Annotated in this window: 26 protein-coding genes; 15 read left to right on the top strand and 11 right to left on the bottom strand. The window is 73.2% G+C overall.

Going from position 1 to position 23,939, the window contains the following annotated elements; all coding sequences use genetic code 11:
• Positions 1-23: 23 nt before the first annotated feature.
• Positions 24-215 carry a hypothetical protein gene (locus tag ACN28G_RS12170; protein ID WP_091438887.1) on the top strand — a complete coding sequence of 64 codons (192 nt, stop codon included), beginning with the start codon at positions 24-26 and terminating at the stop codon, positions 213-215.
• Positions 216-236: 21 nt separating this feature from the next.
• Here the strand turns inward: ACN28G_RS12170 and ACN28G_RS12165 are convergent, their stop codons facing one another.
• Entirely contained in the window at positions 237-1,322 is a 1,086-nt protein-coding gene (locus tag ACN28G_RS12165) for a DUF3866 family protein (protein ID WP_091446536.1), read from the bottom strand.
• Positions 1,323-1,427: 105 nt separating this feature from the next.
• Here ACN28G_RS12165 and ACN28G_RS12160 point away from each other — a divergent pair, with 105 nt between their 5' ends.
• The 6 genes from ACN28G_RS12160 to ACN28G_RS12135 all read left to right on the top strand — a co-directional run bounded on the left by ACN28G_RS12160 (position 1,428) and on the right by ACN28G_RS12135 (position 6,287).
• Positions 1,428-2,426, top strand: a complete 999-nt coding sequence (locus tag ACN28G_RS12160; RefSeq protein ID WP_091438886.1) for a helix-turn-helix transcriptional regulator — start codon at positions 1,428-1,430, stop codon at positions 2,424-2,426.
• Positions 2,423-3,412, top strand: a complete 990-nt coding sequence (locus ACN28G_RS12155) for a helix-turn-helix transcriptional regulator (RefSeq protein ID WP_091438885.1) — start codon at positions 2,423-2,425, stop codon at positions 3,410-3,412. Before ACN28G_RS12160 ends, ACN28G_RS12155 begins: the two co-directional genes overlap by 4 nt.
• A gap of 136 nt (positions 3,413-3,548) precedes the next feature.
• The gene (locus ACN28G_RS12150; RefSeq protein WP_091438884.1) at positions 3,549-3,797 is read left to right on the top strand and encodes a hypothetical protein; all 249 of its coding nucleotides are present in this window, start codon (positions 3,549-3,551) and stop codon (positions 3,795-3,797) included.
• 206 nt (positions 3,798-4,003) lie between these two features.
• Positions 4,004-4,366, top strand: coding sequence for a Sec-independent protein translocase subunit TatA (gene tatA / locus ACN28G_RS12145; RefSeq protein ID WP_091438883.1), 363 nt, complete (start codon positions 4,004-4,006; stop codon positions 4,364-4,366).
• Positions 4,367-4,384: 18 nt separating this feature from the next.
• Complete coding sequence (gene tatC / locus ACN28G_RS12140; protein ID WP_091438882.1) at positions 4,385-5,335, top strand: twin-arginine translocase subunit TatC; 951 nt, start codon at positions 4,385-4,387, stop codon at positions 5,333-5,335.
• A 19-nt stretch (positions 5,336-5,354) separates the two neighbouring features.
• On the top strand, positions 5,355-6,287 hold the full coding sequence (locus tag ACN28G_RS12135; RefSeq protein ID WP_421479148.1) for a diacylglycerol kinase family protein: 933 nt from the start codon (positions 5,355-5,357) through the stop codon (positions 6,285-6,287).
• Positions 6,288-6,338: 51 nt separating this feature from the next.
• Here the strand turns inward: ACN28G_RS12135 and ACN28G_RS12130 are convergent, their stop codons facing one another.
• Positions 6,339-7,043, bottom strand: coding sequence for a TetR/AcrR family transcriptional regulator (locus ACN28G_RS12130; protein WP_421479147.1), 705 nt, complete (start codon positions 7,041-7,043; stop codon positions 6,339-6,341).
• A 46-nt stretch (positions 7,044-7,089) separates the two neighbouring features.
• Positions 7,090-7,848 (bottom strand): HAD family hydrolase, encoded by a 759-nt coding sequence (locus ACN28G_RS12125; protein WP_421479146.1) that lies wholly within the window; start codon positions 7,846-7,848, stop codon positions 7,090-7,092.
• 77 nt (positions 7,849-7,925) lie between these two features.
• On the opposite strand from ACN28G_RS12125, the gene ACN28G_RS12120 reads away from it, so the two are divergent.
• Positions 7,926-10,709, top strand: a complete 2,784-nt coding sequence (locus tag ACN28G_RS12120) for a DEAD/DEAH box helicase (RefSeq protein WP_421479145.1) — start codon at positions 7,926-7,928, stop codon at positions 10,707-10,709.
• A 141-nt stretch (positions 10,710-10,850) separates the two neighbouring features.
• The gene (locus ACN28G_RS12115) at positions 10,851-11,735 is read left to right on the top strand and encodes an MHYT domain-containing protein (RefSeq protein WP_091438876.1); all 885 of its coding nucleotides are present in this window, start codon (positions 10,851-10,853) and stop codon (positions 11,733-11,735) included.
• A 14-nt stretch (positions 11,736-11,749) separates the two neighbouring features.
• On the opposite strand, the gene ACN28G_RS12110 is transcribed toward ACN28G_RS12115, so the two are convergent.
• Positions 11,750-12,667, bottom strand: a complete 918-nt coding sequence (locus tag ACN28G_RS12110; RefSeq protein WP_091438874.1) for a 5'-3' exonuclease — start codon at positions 12,665-12,667, stop codon at positions 11,750-11,752.
• A gap of 177 nt (positions 12,668-12,844) precedes the next feature.
• On the opposite strand from ACN28G_RS12110, the gene ACN28G_RS12105 reads away from it, so the two are divergent.
• Together ACN28G_RS12105 and ACN28G_RS12100 are read left to right on the top strand one after the other, a co-directional pair.
• Positions 12,845-13,987: an acyl-CoA dehydrogenase family protein gene (locus ACN28G_RS12105; protein ID WP_091438872.1), complete on the top strand. Its 1,143-nt coding sequence runs from the start codon at positions 12,845-12,847 to the stop codon at positions 13,985-13,987.
• A gap of 64 nt (positions 13,988-14,051) precedes the next feature.
• Positions 14,052-14,555: an Lrp/AsnC family transcriptional regulator gene (locus tag ACN28G_RS12100; RefSeq protein ID WP_091438870.1), complete on the top strand. Its 504-nt coding sequence runs from the start codon at positions 14,052-14,054 to the stop codon at positions 14,553-14,555.
• On the opposite strand, the gene ACN28G_RS12095 is transcribed toward ACN28G_RS12100, so the two are convergent.
• Complete coding sequence (locus ACN28G_RS12095) at positions 14,488-15,096, bottom strand: histidine phosphatase family protein (RefSeq protein WP_421479144.1); 609 nt, start codon at positions 15,094-15,096, stop codon at positions 14,488-14,490. The two genes, ACN28G_RS12100 and ACN28G_RS12095, sit on opposite strands and share 68 nt — an antisense overlap.
• Before the next feature lie 313 nt (positions 15,097-15,409).
• Between ACN28G_RS12095 and ACN28G_RS12090 the strand changes: the two genes are divergently transcribed.
• Complete coding sequence (locus tag ACN28G_RS12090; RefSeq protein WP_421479143.1) at positions 15,410-16,351, top strand: hypothetical protein; 942 nt, start codon at positions 15,410-15,412, stop codon at positions 16,349-16,351.
• A gap of 32 nt (positions 16,352-16,383) precedes the next feature.
• Here ACN28G_RS12090 and ACN28G_RS12085 read toward each other — a convergent pair whose 3' ends face one another.
• Complete coding sequence (locus tag ACN28G_RS12085; protein ID WP_139135685.1) at positions 16,384-16,929, bottom strand: nuclear transport factor 2 family protein; 546 nt, start codon at positions 16,927-16,929, stop codon at positions 16,384-16,386.
• A 114-nt stretch (positions 16,930-17,043) separates the two neighbouring features.
• A complete protein-coding gene (locus ACN28G_RS12080) occupies positions 17,044-17,913 on the bottom strand; it encodes a helix-turn-helix domain-containing protein (protein ID WP_091438864.1) in 870 nt (289 codons plus the stop codon).
• 102 nt (positions 17,914-18,015) lie between these two features.
• Here ACN28G_RS12080 and ACN28G_RS12075 point away from each other — a divergent pair, with 102 nt between their 5' ends.
• Genes ACN28G_RS12075 through ACN28G_RS12065 form a run of 3 tightly spaced genes read left to right on the top strand, consistent with a single transcriptional unit; the run spans position 18,016 to position 20,762 of the window.
• On the top strand, positions 18,016-18,735 hold the full coding sequence (locus ACN28G_RS12075) for an Atu4866 domain-containing protein (RefSeq protein ID WP_421479142.1): 720 nt from the start codon (positions 18,016-18,018) through the stop codon (positions 18,733-18,735).
• 19 nt (positions 18,736-18,754) lie between these two features.
• On the top strand, positions 18,755-20,089 hold the full coding sequence (locus tag ACN28G_RS12070) for an amidohydrolase family protein (RefSeq protein WP_421479141.1): 1,335 nt from the start codon (positions 18,755-18,757) through the stop codon (positions 20,087-20,089).
• Positions 20,090-20,105: 16 nt separating this feature from the next.
• Positions 20,106-20,762, top strand: a complete 657-nt coding sequence (locus ACN28G_RS12065) for a hypothetical protein (protein ID WP_421479140.1) — start codon at positions 20,106-20,108, stop codon at positions 20,760-20,762.
• A 144-nt stretch (positions 20,763-20,906) separates the two neighbouring features.
• Here ACN28G_RS12065 and ACN28G_RS12060 read toward each other — a convergent pair whose 3' ends face one another.
• The 4 genes from ACN28G_RS12060 to ACN28G_RS12045 all read right to left on the bottom strand — a co-directional run bounded on the left by ACN28G_RS12060 (position 20,907) and on the right by ACN28G_RS12045 (position 23,931).
• The gene (locus tag ACN28G_RS12060; RefSeq protein ID WP_091438856.1) at positions 20,907-21,350 is read right to left on the bottom strand and encodes an NUDIX hydrolase; all 444 of its coding nucleotides are present in this window, start codon (positions 21,348-21,350) and stop codon (positions 20,907-20,909) included.
• Between the two features lie 16 nt (positions 21,351-21,366).
• Positions 21,367-22,083, bottom strand: coding sequence for a hypothetical protein (locus ACN28G_RS12055; protein WP_229688340.1), 717 nt, complete (start codon positions 22,081-22,083; stop codon positions 21,367-21,369).
• Between the two features lie 98 nt (positions 22,084-22,181).
• Positions 22,182-23,213: a hypothetical protein gene (locus ACN28G_RS12050; RefSeq protein ID WP_421479139.1), complete on the bottom strand. Its 1,032-nt coding sequence runs from the start codon at positions 23,211-23,213 to the stop codon at positions 22,182-22,184.
• Positions 23,200-23,931 carry a TauD/TfdA family dioxygenase gene (locus ACN28G_RS12045; RefSeq protein ID WP_421479138.1) on the bottom strand — a complete coding sequence of 244 codons (732 nt, stop codon included), beginning with the start codon at positions 23,929-23,931 and terminating at the stop codon, positions 23,200-23,202. Before ACN28G_RS12045 ends, ACN28G_RS12050 begins: the two co-directional genes overlap by 14 nt.
• Between the last annotated feature and the right edge of the window lie 8 nt (positions 23,932-23,939).

Genomic DNA, 23,939 nt, shown 5'->3' with positions numbered 1-23,939 from the left:
CCCACCGGTACGCTTGCCTGGTCATGACGAGTTCCGAGCCCTCCGGGCGATCCGAGGACACCCGACCGCGCAACTGGCTGGAGCGCCGTCGGGAGAAGGTCCGCGCCGAGATCGAGCGCAACCGGCGCGGCGAGTACACCGTGCCGACCTGGGTGTTGACCGTCGCGCTGGTGGCCATGATCGGTGCCTGGCTGGCGTTGATCTTCCTACTCTGACTCCCGCGCGGGCCCCGGTGGTCAGGCGATGAGGCCGGCGGCGTGCCGGCCGGCGGCGGCGGCGGCGAGGAAGTAGGCGTGGTCGGCGTCCAGGCCACGACCCATGGTGGACAGCGGGACCGCGCTGGCGCGCAGCGCGGCGTCGAGGCCGTCGGCGGGTACCCGCACGATCCGGTGCCGTTCGGCCAGCGGGGCGAGCGCGGCGTCGACCTCGGCGGCCAGCTCCGGGGCCAGGCCGGCGGGGACGACCAGGTCGGCGGGGGCGAGCGCGACCCGACCGTAGGCGGTGACGCTGTGGTGGGACACCCCCCGGTGCCGGGCGCGGGGGTCGGCGGCGGAGATCCGCAGCGAGCCGACGGGCCGGCCGCCGAGCACGGCGACGGCGTTGACCGCCTCACCGACCGCGACCCCCGAGAAACCCCACCGGGTACCGGTGCCGAGGTTGCCCGGCCCCTGGGCGACGATCGCGAGGTCGGCGGCGAGTACGTGCCGGGCGGCCAGCAGTCCGCTGTGCAGGGTGCTGGCCTCCAGGTCGCCGCCGAAGGCCTGCCCGACGCTGATCGTGCCGGCGAGTTGGTCGTGCAGCCCGGCCAGCGTGCGGGAGAACCAGGCCGGTAGCGCGCCACCGTCGGTGAGCAGGTACGCCACCCGGCAACCGGGCGCGTCGGCGCGGACGCCGGCGAGGATGGCCGGCAGCGCGGAGTGCAGGTCGGCGGTGACCACCGGCATCCCGTCGAGGCTCTCGGCGGCGGCGAGCAGGCCGTGGTGCGGGGAGGCCTCCTCGTCCACCCCGAGCAGGATCGGCTGCAGCGGGGTGTATCGGGCCTTGACCAGGTGCCCGGCGTCGCGGGTGTCGACGGTCTGCGGCGGGTCGGCCGGCAGCCGGTCCGGCACCGCCACGACCAGGGCGTACCCGCCGGTGCCGAGGCCCATCAGCAGTGCCCCGGCGTTGAGCAGCACCCGGTCGCCGGGCTCCGGCCGGCCGACCAGGTCGGGGTAGGCCAGGGCCCGCATGGTGGCGCCGTCGGGCAGTGCGACGTCGAGTTCCACCGCGCCGGCCCACTGCCGCCGTACCGTCGTGACCGTGCCGGACCGCCATCGCACCATGCCCGGCACGCTAGCCTCGACCCCCCGCGCGCCGGTGCCCGGGGTCGGCGCCGGGGCGGCGGCGTGGGTGCGCGCCGCGCCCGGTCGGCCTGCTAGCGTTTGCACGTGTCGCGGAACCGCACCGAACGCCTGGTCAACCTGGTGATCTGTCTGCTGTCCACGCGACGGTTCCTGACCGCCGCGCAGATCGCCGCGACCGTGCCCGGTTACGAGCACGACCCCGACGATCCCCGGGACCACGAGGCCTTCCAGCGCAAGTTCGAGCGGGACAAGGCCGAGCTGCGGGAGTTGGGCGTGCCGTTGGAGACCGGCACGGCGAGCATCTTCGACGCCGAGCCGGGCTACCGCATCGCGCACCGCGAGTACGCGCTGCCCGACATCCCCCTGGAACCGGACGAGGCCGCCGCGGTGGGCATCGCCGCCCGGCTGTGGCAGCACGCCGGGCTGGCCGCCGCCGCCTCCTCCGGGTTGGCCAAGCTGCGCGCCGCCGGGGTGGACGTGGACCCGCAGGCGACCCTCGGCCTGGAGCCGATGGTCACCGTCGACCCGGCGTTCGCGCCGTTGACCGCCGCCGCCCGGGACCGCCGGGTGGTCGGCTTCGACTACCGGGTACCCGACGACGACGCGCCCACCCGCCGCCGACTGCAGCCGTGGGGCGTGGTCTGTTGGCGTGGCCGCTGGTACGTCGTCGGACACGACCTGGACCGGGGCGCCACCCGGTGCTTCCGGCTCTCCCGGGTGGTGGGCGCGGTCCGGGTGACCGGCCCCCCGGGGGCCTACCAGCCGCCGGCCGGGTTGGATCTGATCAGCCACGTCGCCCGCTGGTCCGGGCCGGTGGAGCGCACCGGGCGGGCCACCGTCCTGGTGGCCCCGGGGCGCGCCGCCGGCCTGCGCCGCTGGGCGGTGGAGTGCCGCGGCGGCCCGGACGGTGACCGGCTGGTGCTGCCGTACGCCGATCCGGACTCGCTGGCCGGTCAGCTCGTCGGGTACGGCCCGCAGGTGCGGGTGCTGGAGCCGCCGGAGGTCCGCGACGCGGTGATCCAACGGTTGAAGGAGATCGCCGCCCGGCACGACGAGCTGGTGCCCGCCGGGAGCCCGCGGTGACCCGCCCGGCCGCCCGGGGCGGCTCCCGGGCCTCGGCCGACCGGCTGGCCCGGCTGCTCAACCTGGTGCCCTACCTGCTGGCCCGGCCCGGCATCGAGATCGCCGAGGCCGCCGGCGACCTGGGGGTCACCGAGCGGCAGCTGCGCGAGGACCTGGAGCTGCTCTGGGTGTGCGGACTGCCCGGTTACGGCCCCGGCGACCTGATCGACATGGCCTTCGACGGCGACCGGGTGACCATCACCTACGACGCGGGGATCGACCGGCCGCTGCGGCTCACCCCGGACGAGGCGTTGGCGCTGGTGGTGGCGCTGCGGATGCTCGCCGAGACGCCCGGGGTGGCCAACCGGGAGGCGGTGGAGCGGGCCCTGGCCAAGATCGAGGACGCGGCCGGCGACCTGGTCGGCGCCCCGGTGGCGGTCCGGCTGGCCGGGGACAGCCCGCAGGTGCGTGAGCTGCGCGACGCGGTGCAGCGGGGGCGGGCCCTGCGGATCACGTACTACACCGCGGCCCGGGACGAGACCACCGAACGGACCATCGACCCGCTGCGGATGCTCTCGGTGGGCGGCCGGGCGTACGTCGAGGCGTGGTGCCGCCGGGCGGAGGAGGTACGGCTGTTCCGGGCCGACCGGATCGACGCGTTCACCGAGTTGGCCGAGCCGGCGGCGGCACCGCCGCGGGCCCGTCCGCACGATCTGAGTGACGGGGTGTTCCGGCCCTCGCCGCAGCTGCCGTTGATCACCCTGCGGATCGGTCGTGGGGAGCGGTGGATCACCGAGTACTACCCGTGCGAGTCGGTCGAGCCCGGCGACGGCGACCGGTGGCTGGTCTCGCTGCGGGTCACCGACCTGGACTGGGCCCGCCGGTTCGTGCTGGGCCTGGGGCCGAACGTCACCGTGGTCGCTCCGACGGAGTTGGTCGAGCAGGTACGCGCCCAGGCGGTCGCCGCGCTCGACGCCTACGCGTCCCCCGCGCCCGCCGCCGGGTGAGGGCAGCCACCCCGGGCCGGCACCGTCGCTGTCACCCCGGCCCCCGCCGGGCCGGCATCAGCGCCGGTGGCGGCCGGTGGCGGTCACCGGCACCGCCGCTCCGGCGGTCCGTGGCGACGGCCGGTAGGCTGACGCCGTGGTGACGTGGATCGTGCTCGCGGTGTTGCTGTTCGCGCTGGTCGTGCTGGCGCTGGCCGTCCGGTCGGTGCTGACCCGGCTGCCCCGGCTGCGCCGGGCGGCGCTGGCCCTGCAACGGCGGGCCGCCGAGGCTGAGCAGCTGCGCGACTCCGCCGAGGCGTTGCAGTCGCGGGCCGAGTCGCTCCAGGAGCGGCTGGCCACCGCCCAGCAGCGGATGGCCGTGATCAACGCCCGGCGCGGCGGCTGATCGATCGCGGTCGTCGCGGCCGCCGACCCGACCCGGCCCGACCGGGGAAAGGGTCCGCGCAGGTGGTTGACGGGACAACCCGGGTTGGCCGAGACTTCACCGGCCGGGACGAATCACCACCGCCCGGCGGGTGGCAACGGCCCGTGACGGACGTACGATGGGTTGCGACCCACCCCGGCAGACACACAGAGCGACTGGAGCTTCCCATGGGTGCCCTCAAGCCGTGGCACATCGCCGTACTCGTGGTCGTGCTGATCCTGCTCTTCGGCGCGAAGCGGCTCCCCGACGCGGCCCGCTCGCTCGGCCGTTCGCTGCGGATCATCAAGGCCGAGACGAAGAGCCTGCAGGACGACGACCGCGACCTGGCCGAGAAGGCCGACGCGCAGACCGGCTACCAGCCGCTGCCGCCCAACGCCGCCCAGCAGCAGTACGCTCCGGGCCAGCAGCCGTACGCCCCGGGTCAGCAGCAGTACGCGCCGCCCCCGCAGCAGCAGTACGCCGCCCCGGGTCAGCAGCAGCCGTACGCACCCCCGGTCAGCGACCCGGTGCAGCGCGTCCGCGACAACTGACCGAAGGGCCCCGAGACCGTGGCCTTCGCCCTCCGTAAACGCGGTCCGAGCACGTTCGAACGGGCCGCCGACGGCTCGATGACCCTCATCGAGCACGTGCGCGAGCTGCGCACCCGGCTGTTCCGCGCCTCGCTGGCGATCCTTATCGGGTTGGTGGCCGGGTTCGTGGTCGCCCAGGACGTGTTCGACCTGCTGGCGCAGCCGTACTGCCGGCTGCCCGGCATGATGGTCGACGGCGAGTGTCAGAACTTCCTGATGCTCTCGCCGGCGGACGGGTTCGTCCTCAAGCTCAAGATCGCGTTGTGGGTCGGGCTGATCCTCGGCGGCCCGGTCTGGCTCTACCAGCTCTGGGCGTTCATCGCCCCCGGTCTGCACCGGCACGAACGCAAGTGGGCCTACGTCTTCGTGGCGATCGCGGCGCCGTTGTTCGCCGCCGGCTCGATCCTGGCGTACTTCGTGGTCGACAAGGGGCTGGCCTTCCTGCTGGAGGCCGGGGTCACCGGCACCGACTCGCAGCTGGAGGTGACCCGGTACATCTCCTTCGTCACCAACATGATCCTGCTGTTCGGGGTGGCGTTCGAGTTCCCGTTGACCCTGTTGATGCTCAACTTCACCGGGGTGGTGAGCGCCCGTCGGCTGCTCAGCTGGTGGCGGGTCGTGGTCTTCATCTGCTTCGCCTTCGCGGCGGTGGCCACGCCGGACCCGGGCCCGTTCGGCATGACGCTGCTGGCGCTCTGCCTCTGCCTGCTCTACTTCATCGCGGTGGGGGTGGCGTTCGTCAACGACAGACGTCGGGGCCGCGGCAAGGAGATCTACGCGGGTGTCGACGACGACGAGGCGTCGCCGTTGTCCGACGACCGCGAGCCGGTGGTCGCCGGGCAGCGCATCGAGGCCGCCGATCCGATCACCGCGCCCGAGCCGATCGCGGCACCGACGCCGATCGAGCGCCGGTACGACGACATGACCTGACCGGTCGGGGACGGGTACGGTGCTGGCCGTGATCGTCCCCGATCGACCGTCGCCTCCCGACGGCCCCCTGGCCGTCCTGGTCAACCCGTCGGCGTCCCGGGGTCGCCATCGTGACCTGCTGCCCCACCTGCTGCACCGGCTGGCGGCGGTCGACCGCCCGGTCCGGGTGCTGACCGCCGACGGTGGTGCCGGGGCCGAGTCGGCCTGCCGGCGGGCGGTCGCCGAGGGAGCCGGCGCACTGGTCGCGGTGGGCGGTGACGGCACGGTGCACCGGGCGTTGCAGGCGGTGGCCGGCACCGGGGTGCCGTTCGGGGTGCTGCCGGTCGGCACCGGCAACGACTTCGCGGCGGACACCGGCTTCCCGACCGATCCGCTCGCCGCGGCCGACGCGGTCGTGGCGGCCCTGCGGGCGGGCCGGACCCGCCCGGTCGACCTGGCCCGGCTGACCGGGGCGGCGGGCGCACCACGGTGGTTCGGGGCGGTGCTGGCCGCCGGCTTCGACGCGATCGTCAACGAGCGGGCCAACCGGATGCGGTGGCCCCGTGGTCCCCGCCGCTACGATCTGGCGATCCTGGTCGAGCTGGCCCGGCTGCGTGCCCGCCGGTACACGCTGCGGCTCGACGGGGTGGTGCACGAGTTGGACGCGGTCCTGGTGGCGGTGGGCAACTGCGCCAGTTACGGCGGTGGGATGCGGATCTGCCCGGACGCCGACCCGACCGACGGGCTGTTGGACGTGGTGGTGGGTGGCCGGTTCGACAGGCGGACCCTGATGCGGGTCAAGCCGAGCATCTACCGGGGCACCCACGTCCGGCATCCGCTGGTGCGCTGCTTCCGGGCCCGTAGCGTGCAGCTCACCGCCGAGGGGATCACCGGCTACGCCGACGGGGAGCGGGTGCTGGACCTGCCGGTCACCGTCACCGCCGTGCCCGCCGCCGCCCACCTGCTGCGCTGACCGCCACCGTCGGGCCCGGTGGCCCGGTGGCCCGGTGGCCCGCTGGGGCGGTCAGGCCGCCAGCCGGTCCAGCCACTCGGTGAGCAGGGCGCGTTCGGCGTCGGTGAGGGCGGTGGCCCACTGGGGCAGGGCGGCCCGCAGGGCGACCGCGTGCCGGACCGGGTCGGCGGCGGCCGGCAGCGCCCGGGCGGCCACCGAGTCGCTTACCAGCGTGGCCAGCAGCGCCTGGCGGGTCCGGGCGGACAGGTCGGGGTCCTGCGTCGCCGGGTCCGCCCGGATCAGGGCGAGGGTGACCCCGCAGGCGGCGGCGTGCAGCATGCCGGTCGCCTCGGGCACGCCGGTGCGCAGCCGGCCCGCCTCGGCCACCCGCAGGACCAGGTGGTGCAGGATGTCGGCGGCGACCCGGGCGGCGGTGGGGGTCCGGCCCGGCTGCGGGTCGCCGTACATCAGGGCGTGGCAGGCCGGGTTGGTCAGGCCGAAGCCGACCTGGACGTCCCAGCCCCGGCGCAGGTCGTCTACCGGGTCGCCGGTCAGCTCGCCGGAGGACTCGGCGTGCAGGTAGGCGGCGAATCGGTAGCTGGCCGCCGCGTCGAGCAGGCCCCGCATGTCGCCGAACTGCCGGTAGATGGTCGGGGCCTGCACTCCGGCGACCCGGCCCACCGCCCGGGTGGTGACCGCCTCCCGGCCGCCCTCGGCCAGCAGCGCGGCGGCGGCCCGCACGATGCGGTCCCGGGCCGGACCCACCTCGGTGATCATGGCAGCGACGATAACCCGATCGTCACAGCGGCGCTAACCGACGGTGCTAACGGGAGGTGGTTAGCGCCAGGTCGAGCACCGCGCCGAGGCCGCTGCGCCGCCCCGGTCCGACCGCCGGCAGCACCAGCGCCGCGCAGCCGGCCGCGACCGCGCCAGCGTCGGCAGGTGTGTCACCGACCATCAGCGTCTCCTCCGGGTCCACCCCGAGCATCCCGCAGGCCCGCAGGAAGATCCCCGGGTCGGGCTTGCAGCGCCCCACCTCGTAGGAGAGCGCGTACGCGTCTACCAGCTCGTCGAGCCCCCAGGCGACGAAGAGCGGCCGGAGGTCGAAGCCGATGTTGCTGACCACCGCGACCTTCACGCCGGCCTGCCGCAGCGCCGTCAGGGTCGGCCCGGTGTCCGGGTACAGCACCCAGCCCTCGGGGACGAGCACCCGCTGGTACAGCGCCTCGGCCAACCCGTCGATGCCGGTGTCGACCGTCTCGGCCAGCCCGGTGTACGCCGCCCGGTGGGCGTGTTCGTACAGGTCCCGGTCGGCCCAGAGCTCGGCCAGCCGGGGCGGCACCCGGGCCGGCAGGGGTCCGCCCGCCCGGCCGGCCATCACCAGCCGGTCGGCCAGCGAGGTGGCCCGGATCCGGTCGAGGGTGACCCCGCACGCCGCCGCGGCGGCGAGCACCCACTCGTGGGGCTCCTCCACCTGGGCGAGGGTGCCGTGGAAGTCGAAGAGGACCGCCGCGACGGACCGGCGGTGTGGCTCGGCGGCACGGGTCGTGGGAGATTCGGCATGGTCCGGCACGCCGTGCACCCTACCGACCGCCCCCGACCACCCGCCCGCACGGCCTTGCCGGGTGGCCCGTGGCAGGACGCACTAATCTTGGTGACATGTCGAGTCCCGCCGAGCGCTACGCCGCGGCGCGCCGCCGGGCCGCGCAGGCCTCCGAGTTCCCGGCGCTTGACGAGTTCGCCCTCGGGGTGGGGTTCGATCTCGACGACTTCCAGCGCGAGGCGTGCCAGGCCCTGGAGAAGGGCAGCGGGGTCCTGGTCTGTGCCCCCACCGGCGCGGGCAAGACGGTGGTCGGCGAGTTCGCCGTACATCTGGCGTTGCGGGGTGCCCCTGCGGGCCCGGCGGTCGCCGACGGCCCGGCACCGGCGCGGCGCAAGTGCTTCTACACCACCCCGATCAAGGCGCTGTCCAACCAGAAGTACCACGACCTGGTGGAGCGCTACGGCACCGAGCAGGTCGGGCTGCTCACCGGCGACAACGCGATCAACGGCGACGCGCCGGTGGTGGTGATGACCACCGAGGTGCTGCGCAACATGCTCTACGCCGGCTCGGCCACCCTCGACGGCCTGGCCTACGTGGTGATGGACGAGGTGCACTACCTGGCCGACCGGTTCCGGGGCGGGGTGTGGGAAGAGGTGATCATCCACCTGCCGGCCTCGGTCACCCTGGTCTCCCTGTCGGCCACCGTCTCCAACGCCGAGGAGTTCGCCGACTGGCTGGTCACCGTGCGCGGCGAGACCGCGGTGGTGGTCAGCGAGCACCGTCCGGTGCCGCTGTGGCAGCACATGCTGGTCGGCAAGCGGATGTTCGACCTGTTCCACGATGCCGACGCCGCCCGCAAGCACGACGTCCACCCCGAGTTGCTGCGCTACACCCGGGACACGCTGCGCCGGCTGGAGGTCAGCGACACCCGCGGCGGCGGGTGGGGCCGTCGGGGTCCCCGGTGGCGGGGGCCGTTGCGTCCCGACATCGTCGACCGGCTGGACCGGGAGGGCCTGCTGCCGGCGATCCTGTTCATCTTCAGCCGGGCCGGCTGCGCCGCCGCCGTCCAGCAGTGCCTCGCCGCCGGGCTGCGACTGACCTCGCCGGAGGAGCGGGCGGAGATCCGCCGGGTGGTGGAGTCGCGGGTCACCGCGATCCCCGGCGAGGACCTGACGGTGCTCGGTTACTGGGAGTGGCTCGACGGCCTGGAGCGCGGCCTGGCCGCCCACCACGCCGGCATGCTGCCGGTCTTCAAGGAGGTCGTCGAGGAGCTGTTCGTCCGGGGCCTGGTCAAGGCGGTCTTCGCCACCGAGACCCTGGCGCTGGGGATCAACATGCCGGCCCGCTGTGTGGTCCTGGAACGGCTGGTCAAGTACAACGGCGAGGCGCACGTCGACCTGACCCCGGGGGAGTACACCCAGCTCACCGGCCGGGCCGGGCGGCGGGGCATCGACGTCGAGGGCCACGCCGTGGTGGTCTGGTCACCGGAGACCGATCCCCGGCACGTGGCCGGGTTGGCCTCCACCCGCACCTACCCGCTGCGGTCCAGCTTCCGGCCGTCGTACAACATGGCGGTCAACCTGGTCGGTACGGTCGGCACCGCGCCGGCACGGGAGCTGCTGGAGTCCTCGTTCGCCCAGTTCCAGGCCGACCGGTCGGTGGTCGGCCTGGCCCGGCAGGTGCAGCGCAACACCGAGACCATCGAGGCGTACGGCGTGGAGGCCGAGTGCCACCACGGTGACTTCGACGAGTACTTCGCCCTGCGGGTGGCCATCGGCGAACGGGAGCGGTCCATCGCCCGGCAGGGGCAGAGCCAGCGCCGGGCGGCCGCCGTGGCCGCCCTGGAGCGGCTGCGGGTCGGCGACGTGATCCGGGTGCCGGCCGGCCGCCGGGCCGGGCTGGCGGTGGTGCTCGATCCGGCCACCGGCGGGTTCGGTGAGCCGCGCCCGCTGGTGTTGACCCAGGACCGCTGGGCCGGCCGGGTCAGCCCCGGTGACTTCACCACCCCGGCCGAGGTGCTCACCCGCATCCGGGTGCCCAAGCACTTCAACCACCGGTCGCCGGCCGCCCGCCGGGACCTTGCCGCGCAGGTCAGCGGCACCGGTCTGGACCGGCGCAGCCGGCGGGGAGCCCGGGGACGCGGCAACGGCGAGGACGACCGGCTCACCCAGCTGCGGGCCGAGCTGCGCCGGCACCCCTGCCACGCCTGCCCGGACCGGGAGGAGCACGCCCGCTGGGCGGAGCGGCGTCGCCGCCTGGAGCGTGACACCGACGAGCTGCGGCAACGGGTCTCCGGCCGGACCGGCTCGCTGGCCCGTACCTTCGACCGGATCGTGGCGTTGCTGACCGCCCGGGGCTACCTCACCGCCGACGGTGAGGTCACCGCCGCCGGGCGGATGCTGAGCCGGATCTGGACCGAGGCGGACCTGCTGGTCGCCGAGTGTCTGCGCGGCGGCGTCTGGGACGGTCTGACCCCGGCGGAGCTGGCCGCGGCCGTCTCGGTGATCGTCTTCGAGGCACGCCGGGACGTCGACGAACGCGCCTCGCTGCCCCGGGGCGGGGTGGCCGAGGCGGTGGAGGAGACGCTGAAGCTGTGGAGCGGCATCGAGTCCGACGAGGCCGCCCGCGGGTTGACCGTCACCCGCGAGCCGGATCTCGGCTTCGCCTGGCCGATCTACCGGTGGGCCCGCGGCGAGACGCTGGCGAAGGTGCTGGCCAGCGGCCACGAGATCGACGGTGAGATGCCGGCCGGTGACTTCGTCCGGTGGGCCCGGCAGGTGGTCGACCTGCTGGGTCAGCTCGCCGACTCCGGTGGCGCCTCGGCCGAGCTGCGGGCCACCGCCCGGCAGGCGATCGCCACCGTCAACCGAGGGGTGCTCGCCTACCACGCCGCGACCTGAAACGACGCACCCGTCTGTCACCGAAACGGCACCCCCCGAAACTTTCGGGGGGTGCCGTTTGGCCTGTTCAGAGGGGCCGCCATCATGGACACGGCCTGGGGAGCGCCGACGAGAAGTTTGATCCGTGGGGAGATCTCTGTCATGGCGCAGATCAGTCATTTCGAGTACGGGTGGATCACCCCGGCGCTCAGCTACGCGCTGTCGGTGCTGGGGTCGGTGCTGGGGCTGGTCTGCGCCGGCCGGATCCGTACCGCGTCCAGCACCGGCCAACGCATCTGGTGGGGGTCGCTGAGCGCCTGGGCGCTCGGGGGCACCGCCATCTGGGCGATGCACTTCATGGCGATGCTCGGCTTCGCGGTCTCCGGCACCCGGATCCGCTACGACGTGCCGATCACCATCGCCAGCACGGTGATCGCCGTGGTCGCCGTCGGCATCGGCCTGGCCATCGTCGGCACCGGTCGGCTCACCGCCCCGAGGCTCCTCGTCGGCGGCCTGTTCACCGGTGCCGGTGTCGCGGCGATGCACTACACCGGCATGGCGGCGATGCGCCTCAACGGCACCTTCGGCTACGACACGCTTCGGGTGGTGCTGTCGGTGGTGATCGCGGTGGTGGCCGCCACGGTGGCGCTCTGGCTGGCGATGACCGTCCGGCGTCCGCTGGCCATCGCCGGTTCGGCGCTGCTGATGGGGGTCGCGGTCAACGGCATGCACTTCACCGGCATGAGCGCGCTCTCGGTGCACCTGCACCCGCGTACCGGCGTGGTGAGCGGGGCCGGGGTGAGTACCCTGCTGACCCCGATCGTACTGGCGGTGATCTTCGTGGTGGTCGGGCTGGTCTACGCCCTGCTCGCCGCCCCCACCGACGAGGACCGGGCCGCCGCGGCCTACCTGGACTCCCGCTACGCGGCGGCGGAACAGACCCCCGCGCCGCCGGAGCCGATCGACCCGGTCGGGCTGCGGGGCCGGTCGACCCTGGGGCAGCCGGGGACCCCGTTCCCGTCCCGGCGCAACCCGCCGCCCCGCTGACGCCTGCCTCCGGGTCAGGCCTGGTCGGTGAGGGCGTCGACCAGGCGGCGGCAGGAGCCGGCCAGGTTCCACCGCTGCGCCAGGGCCAGCAACCGCTCCGGGTCGGCCGGCTCGGTGGGTAGCCGGGTGTCCAGCTCCGGCAGGGGCACGTCCCGGGCGACCCCGACCACCTTCGGTGCCACGGCGAGGTAGTCGCGGGCGGCCACCAGCCTGGCCCGCAGCCCCGGCGCGAAACCCGCCCCCGGCTCGTCCAGCGCGGCGAGGACACCGGCCAGGCTGCCGTGTCGGTCGATCAGCCGGGCGGCGGTCTTGTCGCCGACCCCGGGCACCCCGGGCAGGCCGTCGCTGGGGTCGCCGCGCAGCGCCGCGAAGTCGGCGTACCCCGCGGCCGGCACCCCGTAACGGGCCCGCACCGCCGCGTCGTCGCAGTCGTCCAGCTTGGCCACCCCACGGCCGACGTAGAGCAGCCGGACCCCACGGGCGTCGTCGACGAGCTGGAACAGGTCCCGGTCGCCGGAGACCACCTCCACCGGTGCGGGCTCGGTCACCGACAGGGTGCCGAGCACGTCGTCGGCCTCGTAACCGGCCGCGCCGACCGCCGGGATGCCGATCGCGGCGAGCACCTCCAGGATCACCGGGACCTGCGGGGTGAGGGTGTCCGGCACCTCCTCGCCACCGGCCGGGGCGACCCGGTGTGCCTTGTACGACGGCAGCAGCGCCACCCGCCACGCCGGCCGCCAGTCGTGGTCCAGCGCGCAGAGCAGCCGGTCCGGTCGGCGGCTGCGCACCAGCGAGGCGAGCATGTCCAGGAAGCCGCGCACCGCGTTGACCGGGCTGCCGTCGGGGGCCCGGGCGGCCGACTCGGGAACGCCGAAGTAGGCCCGGAAGTAGAGGCTCGGCGCGTCGACGAGCAACAGGGGTCGGTGTGCCACGCCCGACAGCCTGGCACAACCCACCGACGAAAACCGGCTCCCGGTGGTCGCGTCCCGTCCGGGTGACCACCCGACCAGGAATGCCGAACGAACGTTAAGCTGTCGACGACGGGTGGCCCCCACTGCCCGACCGGCCACCCCGGCAACGGCTCAACACCCCACGGAGCTCACCCCGCCATGACTGTCGACCGGATCCTACCCACCGACGAGGCACACGACCTGCTCGACCTCGCCACCGAACTCGCCGACCGGGAGCTCGCGCCGAACGCGGCCGGCTACGAACAGCGCGCCGAGTTCCCCCGCGAGGTGCTGCGGACGCTGGGCCGGGCCGGCCTGCTCGGGCTGCCCTACCCCGAGGAGCACGGGGGCGCCGCCCAGCCGTACGAGGTGTACCTGCAGGTGCTGGAGATCCTGGCCAGCCGCTGGCTGGCGGTGGCCGAGGCGGTCAGCGTGCACACCCTGTCCTGCTACCCGCTTGCCGAGTTCGGCAGCGACGAGCAGCGCAGCCGACTGCCGGAGCTGATCGGCGGCGAGCTGATCGGGGCGTACTGTCTCTCCGAACCCCAGGGCGGCTCGGACGCCGCGGCCCTGACCACCCGGGCCGTCCGTGACGGCGACGCGTACCTGGTCACCGGCACCAAGGCCTGGATCACCCACGCCCGGGTGGCCGACTTCTACAACATCTTCTGCCGCACCGGCGGACCCGGCCCCAAGGGCATCTCCTGCCTGTTGGCCGACCGGGACACCCCGGGCATCGTCCCGCAGGCCGCCGAGAAGACCATGGGGCTGCACGCCTCCCCGGTGGCCCAGATCGCCTTCGACGACGCCCGGGTCCCCGCCGACCGGCTGATTGGCGGTGCGGGGGCGGGCTTCACCATCGCCATGTCCGCCCTGGACTCCGGGCGGCTCGGCATCGCCGCCTGCGCCGTCGGCCTGGCCCAGGCCGCCCTCGACTACGCCGTCGGGTACGCCCGCGAACGGCAGCAGTTCGGCCAGCCGATCATCGCCTTCCAGGGACTCGGGTTCCTGCTGGCCGACGCGGCCACCCAGATCTCCGCCGCCCGCGCGCTGACGCTGCACGCGGCCCGGCTGCGCGACGCGGGCCGGCCGTACTCGACCGAGGCGGCGAAGGCAAAGCTGTTCGCCACCGACGTGGCGATGCGGGTGACCACCGACGCGGTGCAGGTCCTCGGCGGTGCCGGCTACGTCGCCGACCACCCGCTGGAGCGGTACCTGCGGGAGGCGAAGGTGCTGCAGATCGTCGAGGGCACCAACCAGATCCAGCGGATGGTCATCTCCCGGGCCCTGGCCAAGGGCTGAGCACCGGTCACCGGTCGGCGGTACGTCGTCGCGGGAGAGCGCTTTTCCGGGTAGGTTGCACGCCGTGGAGGAGATCGACCGGTCCATCGTCACCGCGCTGACCGCCGACGGCCGCCTGTCCTACACGGACCTGGCGGAGAAGGTCGGCCTGTCGGTGTCCGCGGTGCACCAGCGGGTCCGCCGGTTGGAGCAGCGCGGCGTGCTCAAGGGCTACACCGCGCGGGTGTCGTTCGAGGCGCTCGACCTGCCGCTGACCGCCTTCGTGGCGATCCGGCCCTTCGACCCGTCGCAACCCGACGACGCCCCGGAACGGCTCGCCCACCTGCCCGAGATCGACTCGTGCTACTCGGTGGCCGGTGACGACTTCTACCTGCTGCTGGTGCGGGTGGCCAGCCCGGTGGACCTGGAACGGGTGCTGCAGGAGATCCGCACCTCGGCGAACGTGACCACCCGGACCACGGTGGTGCTCTCCACCCCGTACGAGAGCCGCCCGCCCCGGATCAGTGCCGCGCCGTCACCGCGGACCCGGACCCGACCGGCGGGGGAGCCTGGTTCCACCGCAGGATGACCCGCCGCCCGTGCTCGTGCCCCAGGGCGCTGACCGTGGCGGTGTCCAGCCGCAGCAGCCCGCCGCCGGCCGCCGGCAGGCCGATCCACCGGGCACCGGCGACCCGCAGGCTGTGCGCGTGGGCCACCAGCGCCACGTCGCCCTGCTCCAGCAGCCCGGTGACCCGGGCCAGGATCCGGTCGAGGCGGGCACCTACCTGTTCGGGCGACTCCCCGTCGGGGCAGCCGTCGGTCCAGATGACCCAGTCGGGGCGTTCGCCGCGGATCTCGGCGGTGGTGCGCCCCTCGTACCGGCCGTAGTTCCACTCGACGAGGTCGTCGTCGACGTCGTCCACCCGCAGCCCGGCCAGCTCGGCGGTGCGCAGGGCACGGGCGCGGGGACTGGCCAGGACGGCCGCGAAGCGGTGCCCGGCGAGGGCGGCCCGCAGCGCGCGGGCCTGCCGGACCCCGTTGTCGGTGAGCCCCAGGTCGGTGTACGAGGTGTGGCGGCGGCTGGCGCTCCACTCGGTCTCGCCGTGTCGGATCAGCATGATCTCACCCATCCGCCCACCCTAGGCCGGTAAGGAAGGGCCCCCTGTTAACGCCTTCGGTAGAGAAGGGAACCCCGCTCACCGCGGAGCGTCGACCGCGGCGGGCGGTGGTGCACCGCGCGGACCGGAGCGAGAAACGGCGGGCGGCGAAGTGCGGTGAGAGGTGGCGGGCGGCGAGCGGTGGCGGCGAAGTGCGGTGAGAGGTGGCGGTTAGCGGCGAAGGTGGCGAGGTGCGGCGAGAACGGGGCGCGCGGCGACGCAGGATGGCGGGCGGTTTCGAGGGATCGGACGGAACGGTTCGGCAGCCGCCGACGTCCCAGGAGGCATGACGAAGCTTCCCGCCGTACCCGTCGTGGTGCTCCTGCCCCTGCTGCTGACCACCGTGGCCTGTGCCGCGCGGGACGACGCCGGTGGGGGCGCGGACGGTGGGCCGCCGGCGTACCCGGCGGACGCGGTGGTGCTGCGGGTGGACCAGGTGGGCGGCTTCGTGACCCCGACGATGATGCTGACCCGGCTGCCCACTGTCAGCGTGTACGGCGACGGACGGGTGATCACCGAGGGGCCGCAGATCGAGATCTACCCCGGCCCGGCCCTGCCGAACGTCCAGGTGGCCACGATCGGTGCCGATCAGGTGGCCGACCTGGTCGAGCGGGCCCGTGCCGCCGGGGTGGGCAGCGCCGCCGACCTGGGCAGCCCGAACGTCACCGACCTGCCCACCACCAGGTTCCAACTGTCCGGTGCCACCGGCGTCGAGGAGACCGAGGTCGAGGCGCTGCTGGCCGGGCCGGAGGCGGAGACCGAGCTGACCGCCGCGCAACGCCAGGCCCGCCAGCGACTGCGGACCTTCGCGGAGTCGCTGACCACACCGGCTGCTGTCGAGGGTGCCCCGCCGGTCACGCCGCCCACCGTCGGCGATGCCCCGCCGGCCACGCCGCCGACCGTCGGCGGTGCTGAGCCGGTCGAGACGACCGCGTACCAGGCGACCGGGCTGGCGGTCGTCGCGCAGCCGTGGGTCGAGCCTGAGGGAATCGCGGCACCGCAGGTCCTCGCCTGGCCCGGTCCGGGCCTGCCCGGGCAGGAGATCGGACCGAGCGGCGACCTGGGCTGCGTGACGGTCACCGGGGCCGCGCTGGAGCAGGTACGGCAGGCCGCTGCCGGGGCCAACGCGGCCACCGGGTGGATCTCGGACGGCAGGCGCTGGACGCTGACCTTCCGCCCCCTGCTGCCCGACGAGACCGACTGCGCCAGCCTCACCGCCGCCCGCTGACCCGCCCGCTGACCCGCCGCAGACCCGCCGGGCTACCGTCCGGCGGGGAGTTTCACCCGGTCGACGAGGTTCGCGACGGCCACCATGTCGAGGAAGGCATGCACCCGGAACACCTGGTTCGCCCGCATCCGCAGGATCCAGCAGTACTCGTTGTGGTACGCCAGGCCGTCCAGGGCGACGGCGTCGGCCTCGAAGTGGACGATCACCGTGTCCCCGTCGGTCCAGACCTGCAGGGGGCGCATGCGCAGGATGGTCCTGAGCCGGTCGAGGATCGGTGCGGAGCCCTCCGCGAGGAACTCCGCCCTGCTGTCGTAGGTCCGGCCGTTGACGATGCTCCACCGCACGTCGTCGGCGAGGATGTCGTAGAAGCTGCCACCGCTGTTCTGCCGGGCGAAGGCGGCCATGACGAGCTGCCGGTTGCGCTCCTCGCGGCCCCGGCCCCGACCACCGCCGGGACTGCCGTCGGGAGTACCGGGCGGGCCGGCGTGGCCGGGACTGGCGGTGGTCGAGAGCCCCAGCGCGGCCCCGGTGGCGATGGAGGCCGAGAGCAGCAGGGCCCGCCTGTTCGAGGTGGTCATGTCAGTTCCCTTCACTGTTTCGGGTGGGAGTTCGCGATGCCTCCCGCAGGCCAAGCGGTCAGCGGGGCTGTCCTGGCGGCGCCGACACCGGAGGCCGGGACGTCGTCGCAGCCGTCACCGGTGCCGCCGGGGCAGATCGTCGGAGCGCGTCGACCCGGCGTCGAGCCGGGGCGCGGCGGCCAGCATGGTGAGCAGTCGTAGCGCGTCGGCGTCCCGGCTGTGTGGCTGCGCGCGGTAGACGATCACCTGCTGGCCGGTCGTCCCACGGACATCGAACGCGGTGTACGCCAGCGTCAGCTTGCCGACCGCGCGGTGTCGGAAGGTCTTCGCCTCGTGGGTCTTGCCCCGCACGTCGTGGCGCCGCCACAGCCGGCGGAACGTCCCGCTCGCCGATTCCAGCTCGGCGACGAGTTCAGCGGTACGCCGGTCGGTCGGGTCGTGCCCGTGGGCGAGCCGCAGGTTCGCCACACACGTCTCGGCGGCCCGCTGCCAGTCGACGAAGAAGACCGGCCCGGTAGGGTCGAGAAAGGTCATCCGGGCCAGGTTGGCGGTGTCGGCGAAGTCGGCGAACAACGCCCCCGCGATCGCGTTGTGGGCCAGCAGGTCCAACCGCCGGTTGAGGACGATCGCGGGCAGGTCCGGCCAGGCGTCGAGCAGCTGCCGCAGCCCCGCATCGACGTGCTCCACGGCCGCCGCCGGCGGGTTGTCGAGCGGTACCCCGGCCAACCGGAACAGGTGCTCCCGGGCGTCGGCGTCGAGGTCCAGCGCGCGGGCGATCCCACCCAGCACCGACGCCGACGGGTGCCGCTCCCGGCCCTGTTCCAGCCGGGCATAGTAGTCGGCGCTCACCCCGGCGAGCACCGCGACCTCCTCCCGGCGCAGGCCCGCCACCCGGCGGGCGCGGTGCGAGACCAACCCGACGTCCTCCGGCCGGAGCCGGGCCCGCCGGGCGGTGAGGAAACTCCCCAGTACGGTGACCGCCATACCGCCCACGGTAGGCGGGACGCGACGCCGGCAGCCAGGGTGCGTCACACCCCGGAACAGTCCGCCCTGGTCGGTCCCGGCCGCCCCACCGAGGGTGGAGGCATGACCCCGCTCGACGAGAACGTCCTGACCGAGATCGCCGCCGCCGACCATCGGCCGCTGCTCTTCGTCAACGCGACCATCCACACCCTCGACCCGCTCATCGGTGACCTCACCGGCGCGGACCTGCTGCTCGGCGGTGCCGTCGTGGTCGGGGTCGGCCCCGGCCTGCACACCGCCGCCGGCGACGACAACGCCATCGTCGTGGACTGCACCGGCCTGACCATCGTGCCCGGCGTCACCGACGGCGTCGCCCTCGCCGGCCTGCGCAGCCGGGCCGCCGACCGGGTCGGCACCCTGACCCCCGGCAACCCGGCCACCTTCGCGGTGCTCACCGCCGCCCCCGCCGGGACCTCCGCGCTGCACCGGCTCGTCTGGCGGTACGAGCAGGCCGCCGCCGTCGTCGTCGACGGCCGGTTCCACGCGCTCAACGGCCGCCGCCTGGTCACCGAACCCCCGGTGGCCCGCGAGTCGGGGCAGCCCCGCCAGGTGACGAGCCCCCACCTCGGGATGTGGATCGACGAGAGCGGCTTCCTGCACCAGGAGTTGACCGCCGACGGCCGGTACGACGAGACCCGCGGCGGCCGGCCGCACGCGTACCAGGGTTCGTTCTGGATCACCGGTGACCGGATCGTCTACCTCGACGACCTGGGCTTCTGGGCGTACGGCGAGTTCGTCGACGGGGTGCTGCACCACGCCGGCTACGTCCTGCACCGCAAGTGACGACCATAGGAGACCGACCATGATGCTCTTCACCGGTGGCGCCGTCGTCACCATGGACCCCACCGTCGGTGACCTGGCCCGTGGCGACGTGCTGGTCGACGGCGACCGGATCGTCGCCGTCGGAACCGACCTCACCTCCCATCCGGGTGCCGCCACCGCCGAGATCGTTGACACCACCGACCGGATCGTCGCCCCCGGTCTCGTCGACACCCACCGGCATGCCTGGCAGGCCCAGTTGCGCCGCAGCATCCCCGACGTGGGGGACCTGGGCGCGTACGTGACGTCGACCCTCGGCCGGATCGCCCCGGCGTACTCCCCGCACGACATGTACGTCGGCACCCGGCTGGCCGCGTTGACCGCGCTCGACGCCGGCATCACCACGATGCTCGACTTCTCGCACAACTCGCGCACCGCCGCCCACTCCGACGCCGCCGTCCAGGCCCTGTTGGACACCGGTATCCGGGGCGTGCACGCCTCGATGGGCCCGCACTTCGGCGACTGGGACCGGCAGTGGCCCGCCGACCTGGGTCGGCTGCACACCGCGTACCACGGTGGTGGTGGTGAGCTGGTCACCCTGCGGCTGGCGGCCCTGGCGACCGACGAGATCGCCGGACCCCGACCGGCGTACGGTCGGGAACTGGCCGCCGTCGCCCGCGACCTGGATATCGGCGTCAGCATCGACGCGGTCTTCGGCGCGGCCTCGTCGGCGGCGATCCTGCGCTGGGCCGGCGACGGCCTGCTCGGCCCGCAGGTGACGCTGATCCACGCCACCGGGCTCAGCGCCGACGCGTGGCGGGCGATCGCCGACACCGGTACGACCGTCTCGCTGGCACCGACCTCGGACGCCCAGATCGGCCTGGAGACCGCGGTCCCGGCGGTCGACGAGGCGCTCGCCGTCGGCGTCCGCCCCGGCCTCAGCATCGACGTCGAGGTGGCCCTGGCCAGCGACATGTTCACCCAGATGCGGACCCTGCACACCATCCAGCGGATGCGCGCCGTCAACGCCGCCTACGGCACCGACGCGGTGCCGGAGCGGATCACCACTCGGGACGTGCTGGACTTCGCCACCCGGCAGGGTGCCCGTACCAACGGTCTGGGCGAGGTGACCGGCTCGCTCACCCCGGGCCGGCAGGCGGACCTGATCGTGGTCGACGCCGCGGCCGTCAACACCATGCCGCTCAACGACGCCGTCGGCACCCTGGTCCTCGGCGCGGACGCCCGCAACATCGAGACGGTGCTGGTGGCGGGCCGGGTCCGCAAGGCCGCGGGTGAGCTGGTGGGGGTGGACCCGGCCCAGTTGCGCACCGAGGTCACCGCCTCCCGGGATGCGATCCTGGCGGCCGTCGGGGTGTGAGCTACCGCGCCCACCGGTGACTGAACCGTCACCGGTGGGCGCGCGTAGTGACGGCGCCAGCATCCGTCACGAGGGAGTCCCGAGATGCCGCCCACCCCCACCTGACCTGCCCACGTTCGACGTCACCGACTGGGACGCCCCACAGGTCAGCCAGGCCGCCACCATGCAGTCACCGCAGCCGCAGCCCCAACCGTCGGGCCGCAGCTTCCACGAGGGGGTCAAGGAGGTCGTCATCGGCTTCCGGCGGGGACTGAACCCGCTGGATCCCGAGACGCGGGCGAAGGTCGACGAGCTGGTCGGCCAGCTCAACCTCGGTGACAAACCGACGGAGGGCTACGAGGCCGAAGACGAGGCGGTCACGGGGGACCTGCCGCTGGAGCCCAGGGAGCGGGACCGCCGGAACGTCTACTACCTCCAGGAGATGCGGAAGCACCTGGAGAAGGCCGGTAGCGCGCAGACGACGCTCGGTCAGACGGTCCAGGCCGCGATCGACACCTTCAACCGTCCCCGCGGCGACCGAAGCCTACCCAGGCACGCCACGGCGGAAAAACTGCTCAGCAGGGCGTCGACCCGACGGCAGCCCGGCGGGCACGTGCCGTACCGCCCGGCGGGTGGTCAGTTCGGCGGGCCGGCCTCCGGCCAGGGTGGTCGGAGCGGGCCGGGCCGGGTGTAGCTCGGGGCCGCCTGCCTGGCGTCGCCACGACGTCGCCGGGCGGGCGGCGGCCAGGATCGGCGGAATGCGAGAGGGCCGGTGGATGACGATCACACCGTGCCGTCACCGCCCCACTCGCCCGCTACCGCCGGCTGAGGCAACCGGTCAACCCACCTGGAGGCGGTCCCGCCAGCGGGCGATGGTCCGCTTGTACGGCTCGGGCATGCGCAGGGCCGGCACCTCGTCGTAGGAGAAGACGCCCAACTCCTTGTGCTCGGCGGAGTAGACGAGCGGTTCCTCGCCGAGGTACCGGGTCCCGTAACTGACGATGAAGACGTGTCGGGTCGGCGTGATCTCGTAGACCCAGGTGTCGACGATGTCGACGGTGGTGACGGTCAGCCCGAGCTCTTCCGCGACCTCCCGGCAGACCCCGTCCTCGGGCGTCTCGCCGACCTCCAGCTTGCCGCCGGGCAGCTCCCACTCGTCGCGTTCGTTGCGGAGCAGCGGCACCCGACCGTGGTGGTCCACGACCAGCTTCACCGAGATCGGAAGCTGGTACTCGACGTACCCGGGGCCGCGCTGCACCAGATATGGCGGACGTTCGGTCATCGGATTCCTTCCAGATTCAGCCGTGTCGGAGCAACACGGCGGCGACATCGTCGGCGCGTTTGAACCGACCAGCCCTGCCACCGGGGGCGGCCTCGGCGTCCCGGATGAGTTTTTCCAGGTATGCCAGGCCCTGCCGGAGGCTCACCTCGACAACCTTCGGCCAGTCGGCACAGATGTGGTAGTCGGTGACAAGCCGCGCGAATCCGTCGGTGCAGAGCAGGATGGCGGTGTCCACGCCCCACCGACCGACGACGCTGTACGGGCGCAGGGCCCGGCGGGGATGCCCGGAGAAGACAGATTCGACGTCCCCGGCAGCCATGGTGTGCAGTCGCCGCTGGTGCATGGCGCGGGTCACCTCCGCCCGGTCCACGCCACCGGCGGCGACGGCCGTGGCCTCCCGCCGGTCGAAGTACCCCGTGGCGAGTACGGCGGATTCCGCACCGGTGACGACAGCGGTGGCGTCGCCGATGCGACCGATGTTGTAATGCGTGCCCTGGTCGACGCAGAGGACGATGGAACAGGCAGGTGGCACGCGTTCGTCGGGAAAGCCGAGCGTGATCTGTCGCCGGGCCACCTCGTCGGCGATCGTGCTCAGTAATGCTGCCGCCGGACCCCGGTAGTGGCCGGCTCCTGCCTGGGCAAGTAGCTCGTCGACGGTGTCGACGAGCCATTGGACGTCGCTCTCGGCGGGCAGGACGGCGTCGTGGTAAAGATCGGTGGCTCCGTCGGTCACCCAGGCCAGGGTGCCTCGGTAACCGACCCGATCCTCGTTCGGGCGTGTGCCACCAGGGGTGGTGATCGAGTCCCGCACTCTCATCACTGGTCCGTCTCTTACGACATCCAGGTCACCGGCAGGAAAACACCCATCCCGATCAGCCCACAACTGAACAGGACAGCAGTGGCCACCCGGCCGACTCTGCTGTTGTTGACCAGAGAAAAGGTACCGAACACGATGCCGATCGCACCGGACGCCACGAGGAGCAGACGGATGCCGTCCACGCCTCGCACCTGCCCGGCCAGGTTGCTGGCGGTGGCGAGAAAGGCCACGACTGCGGCCAGCAGACCGAGAAGCTGCAACTGCTGCACCTTGAACTCGGTGAGTTCGGTGCGGAACCGGGAGTGCGCCTGCGCCCAGCGGGCCCGTTCCTCGAGAAGATCGATGCGTACCCGGGTGGTTTGGTACTGAGTTATCCGGCGTAGATGGTCGCGGGAGGAGCGCGGCTCCAGCTCGATCGCCTGGGAGACCGCCGAGCGCGCGGCCTCGAACTCACCACGCAACGCCAGCACCCGGCCTTTCGTCTCGAAGTAGTGTGCTACTCGGCCTTGGGACAGGGTGATCGCACGGTCGACGTTACGTTCCACCTCGTCAAGGTCCCGGACGCCGCCGTCGGGACTCTCCAGGCGCTCCAGATACTCGACCCAGAAGGCTGCGAGCTGGTGCACGACCGCTGCCACCTTCGGCATCGCGGCGACCGCCTGTCGGGAGTATTCGACCGCGCTGCGCAGGGACGCGAGATCGCCGCGCGTCCGAGCCACGATGGCCCGGAAGGTGTGGAAGTACGGCTCGTCGGCGAATTCGTCCTCGTACCGGCGGACCGTGCTTGCGTACTCGCCGGCCCGTTCCTCCTGTCGAAGGCGGAGCAGGAGCGCGTACAGAGCGGCGAAGCGCAGCCGTCGGCGGACGGAGGTGTCGTCGACGATGCGCTGCAGGCCGGCCTCCGGGTCCGGAAAGGGCTCGATGGCCGCCCGAATCGCCAGGGGAAAGTCTCGGTCCGCCGGGGCGGGCACGCCGGCCAGGGCGGTGGTGAGGGCAACGTGCTCAGGCTGGCGGCGCGAAGACTGCCGAGGTCTAGGCGTACGCACTCGGGAATCCTTGGTTCAACCACGCGTGTGGGTGATCGTCGTCGACAGTGCCGAGCAACCGGATGAGTTGGCGGCTACCGGTGAAGGCGGTGCGACCGTGCAGGATCCGGTGGTTGTGCAGAATGTAGCCCTCGCCCACCTGCAGTGTCAGCTGCCGCGTGGTCTGCGCGATGAGCTGCCGTAGCGCCATCACCGCGTCGGTCGGCCCGTCCGGATGGGCGATCTCATCGTCACGGTACCGAAACTGGGCGAGCCCGTCGGAGTCGAGCGTCGCAATCACCGGGCCGACTCTGCCGTTGGCATCCGTCAGACGCAACCGTGCGACGGTTGCAGAACCACAACGGTCCACAAGAGACGCAGAGAGAGTCGCCCCGTCTACCAGTAGGGCGTGGCCGCCCACCGAGGCGGGTTGCACCATCACGCTGGCCACGATTGCCGGTGGTCGTGGATGAAGGCTGCGATCGGTGTGTGGACGCAGCGCGGCGCAGGAGAACGCGGCCAGATTGGCCGATCCGCTGGCCCCACGGCTGGCCCTGATGACGGTCAGCCCCGCTCTGGTTTCGTGTGGATGCTTGAAGGGGCGAGTCCAGGATTGGAGAAACTCGGTCAACTCCGCCACGGCGCACTGTTTGACCAACACCAGGCCATCTCTGGCCAGGACGGCCGGTGCCAGTGTGCGTTCGATCTCGGTGTCGCCGTCGGCCCGCAGTAGTCGCATCTTCCGTC

The sequence above is a fragment of the Micromonospora sp. WMMA1923 genome (assembly GCF_049179195.1).
Classification (GTDB): domain Bacteria; phylum Actinomycetota; class Actinomycetes; order Mycobacteriales; family Micromonosporaceae; genus Micromonospora; species Micromonospora yangpuensis.
Note: the sequence above shows the minus strand (reverse complement) of the source record. Positions and strands in the feature narration are given on the sequence as shown.

What these genes read in the sequence shown, in the direction of transcription:
- ACN28G_RS12170 (WP_091438887.1), top strand. Translation starts at nt 24, where the DNA reads ATGACGAGTTCCGAGCCCTCCGGGCGATCCGAGGACACCCGACCGCGC.
- ACN28G_RS12165 (WP_091446536.1), bottom strand. Translation starts at nt 1,322, where the DNA reads ATGGTGCGATGGCGGTCCGGCACGGTCACGACGGTACGGCGGCAGTGG.
- tatA (WP_091438883.1), top strand. Translation starts at nt 4,004, where the DNA reads ATGGGTGCCCTCAAGCCGTGGCACATCGCCGTACTCGTGGTCGTGCTG.
- ACN28G_RS12130 (WP_421479147.1), bottom strand. Translation starts at nt 7,043, where the DNA reads ATGATCACCGAGGTGGGTCCGGCCCGGGACCGCATCGTGCGGGCCGCC.
- ACN28G_RS12120 (WP_421479145.1), top strand. Translation starts at nt 7,926, where the DNA reads ATGTCGAGTCCCGCCGAGCGCTACGCCGCGGCGCGCCGCCGGGCCGCG.
- ACN28G_RS12115 (WP_091438876.1), top strand. Translation starts at nt 10,851, where the DNA reads ATGGCGCAGATCAGTCATTTCGAGTACGGGTGGATCACCCCGGCGCTC.
- ACN28G_RS12105 (WP_091438872.1), top strand. Translation starts at nt 12,845, where the DNA reads ATGACTGTCGACCGGATCCTACCCACCGACGAGGCACACGACCTGCTC.
- ACN28G_RS12095 (WP_421479144.1), bottom strand. Translation starts at nt 15,096, where the DNA reads ATGGGTGAGATCATGCTGATCCGACACGGCGAGACCGAGTGGAGCGCC.
- ACN28G_RS12090 (WP_421479143.1), top strand. Translation starts at nt 15,410, where the DNA reads ATGACGAAGCTTCCCGCCGTACCCGTCGTGGTGCTCCTGCCCCTGCTG.
- ACN28G_RS12085 (WP_139135685.1), bottom strand. Translation starts at nt 16,929, where the DNA reads ATGACCACCTCGAACAGGCGGGCCCTGCTGCTCTCGGCCTCCATCGCC.
- ACN28G_RS12080 (WP_091438864.1), bottom strand. Translation starts at nt 17,913, where the DNA reads ATGGCGGTCACCGTACTGGGGAGTTTCCTCACCGCCCGGCGGGCCCGG.
- ACN28G_RS12075 (WP_421479142.1), top strand. Translation starts at nt 18,016, where the DNA reads ATGACCCCGCTCGACGAGAACGTCCTGACCGAGATCGCCGCCGCCGAC.
- ACN28G_RS12070 (WP_421479141.1), top strand. Translation starts at nt 18,755, where the DNA reads ATGATGCTCTTCACCGGTGGCGCCGTCGTCACCATGGACCCCACCGTC.
- ACN28G_RS12060 (WP_091438856.1), bottom strand. Translation starts at nt 21,350, where the DNA reads ATGACCGAACGTCCGCCATATCTGGTGCAGCGCGGCCCCGGGTACGTC.
- ACN28G_RS12045 (WP_421479138.1), bottom strand. Translation starts at nt 23,931, where the DNA reads ATGCGACTACTGCGGGCCGACGGCGACACCGAGATCGAACGCACACTG.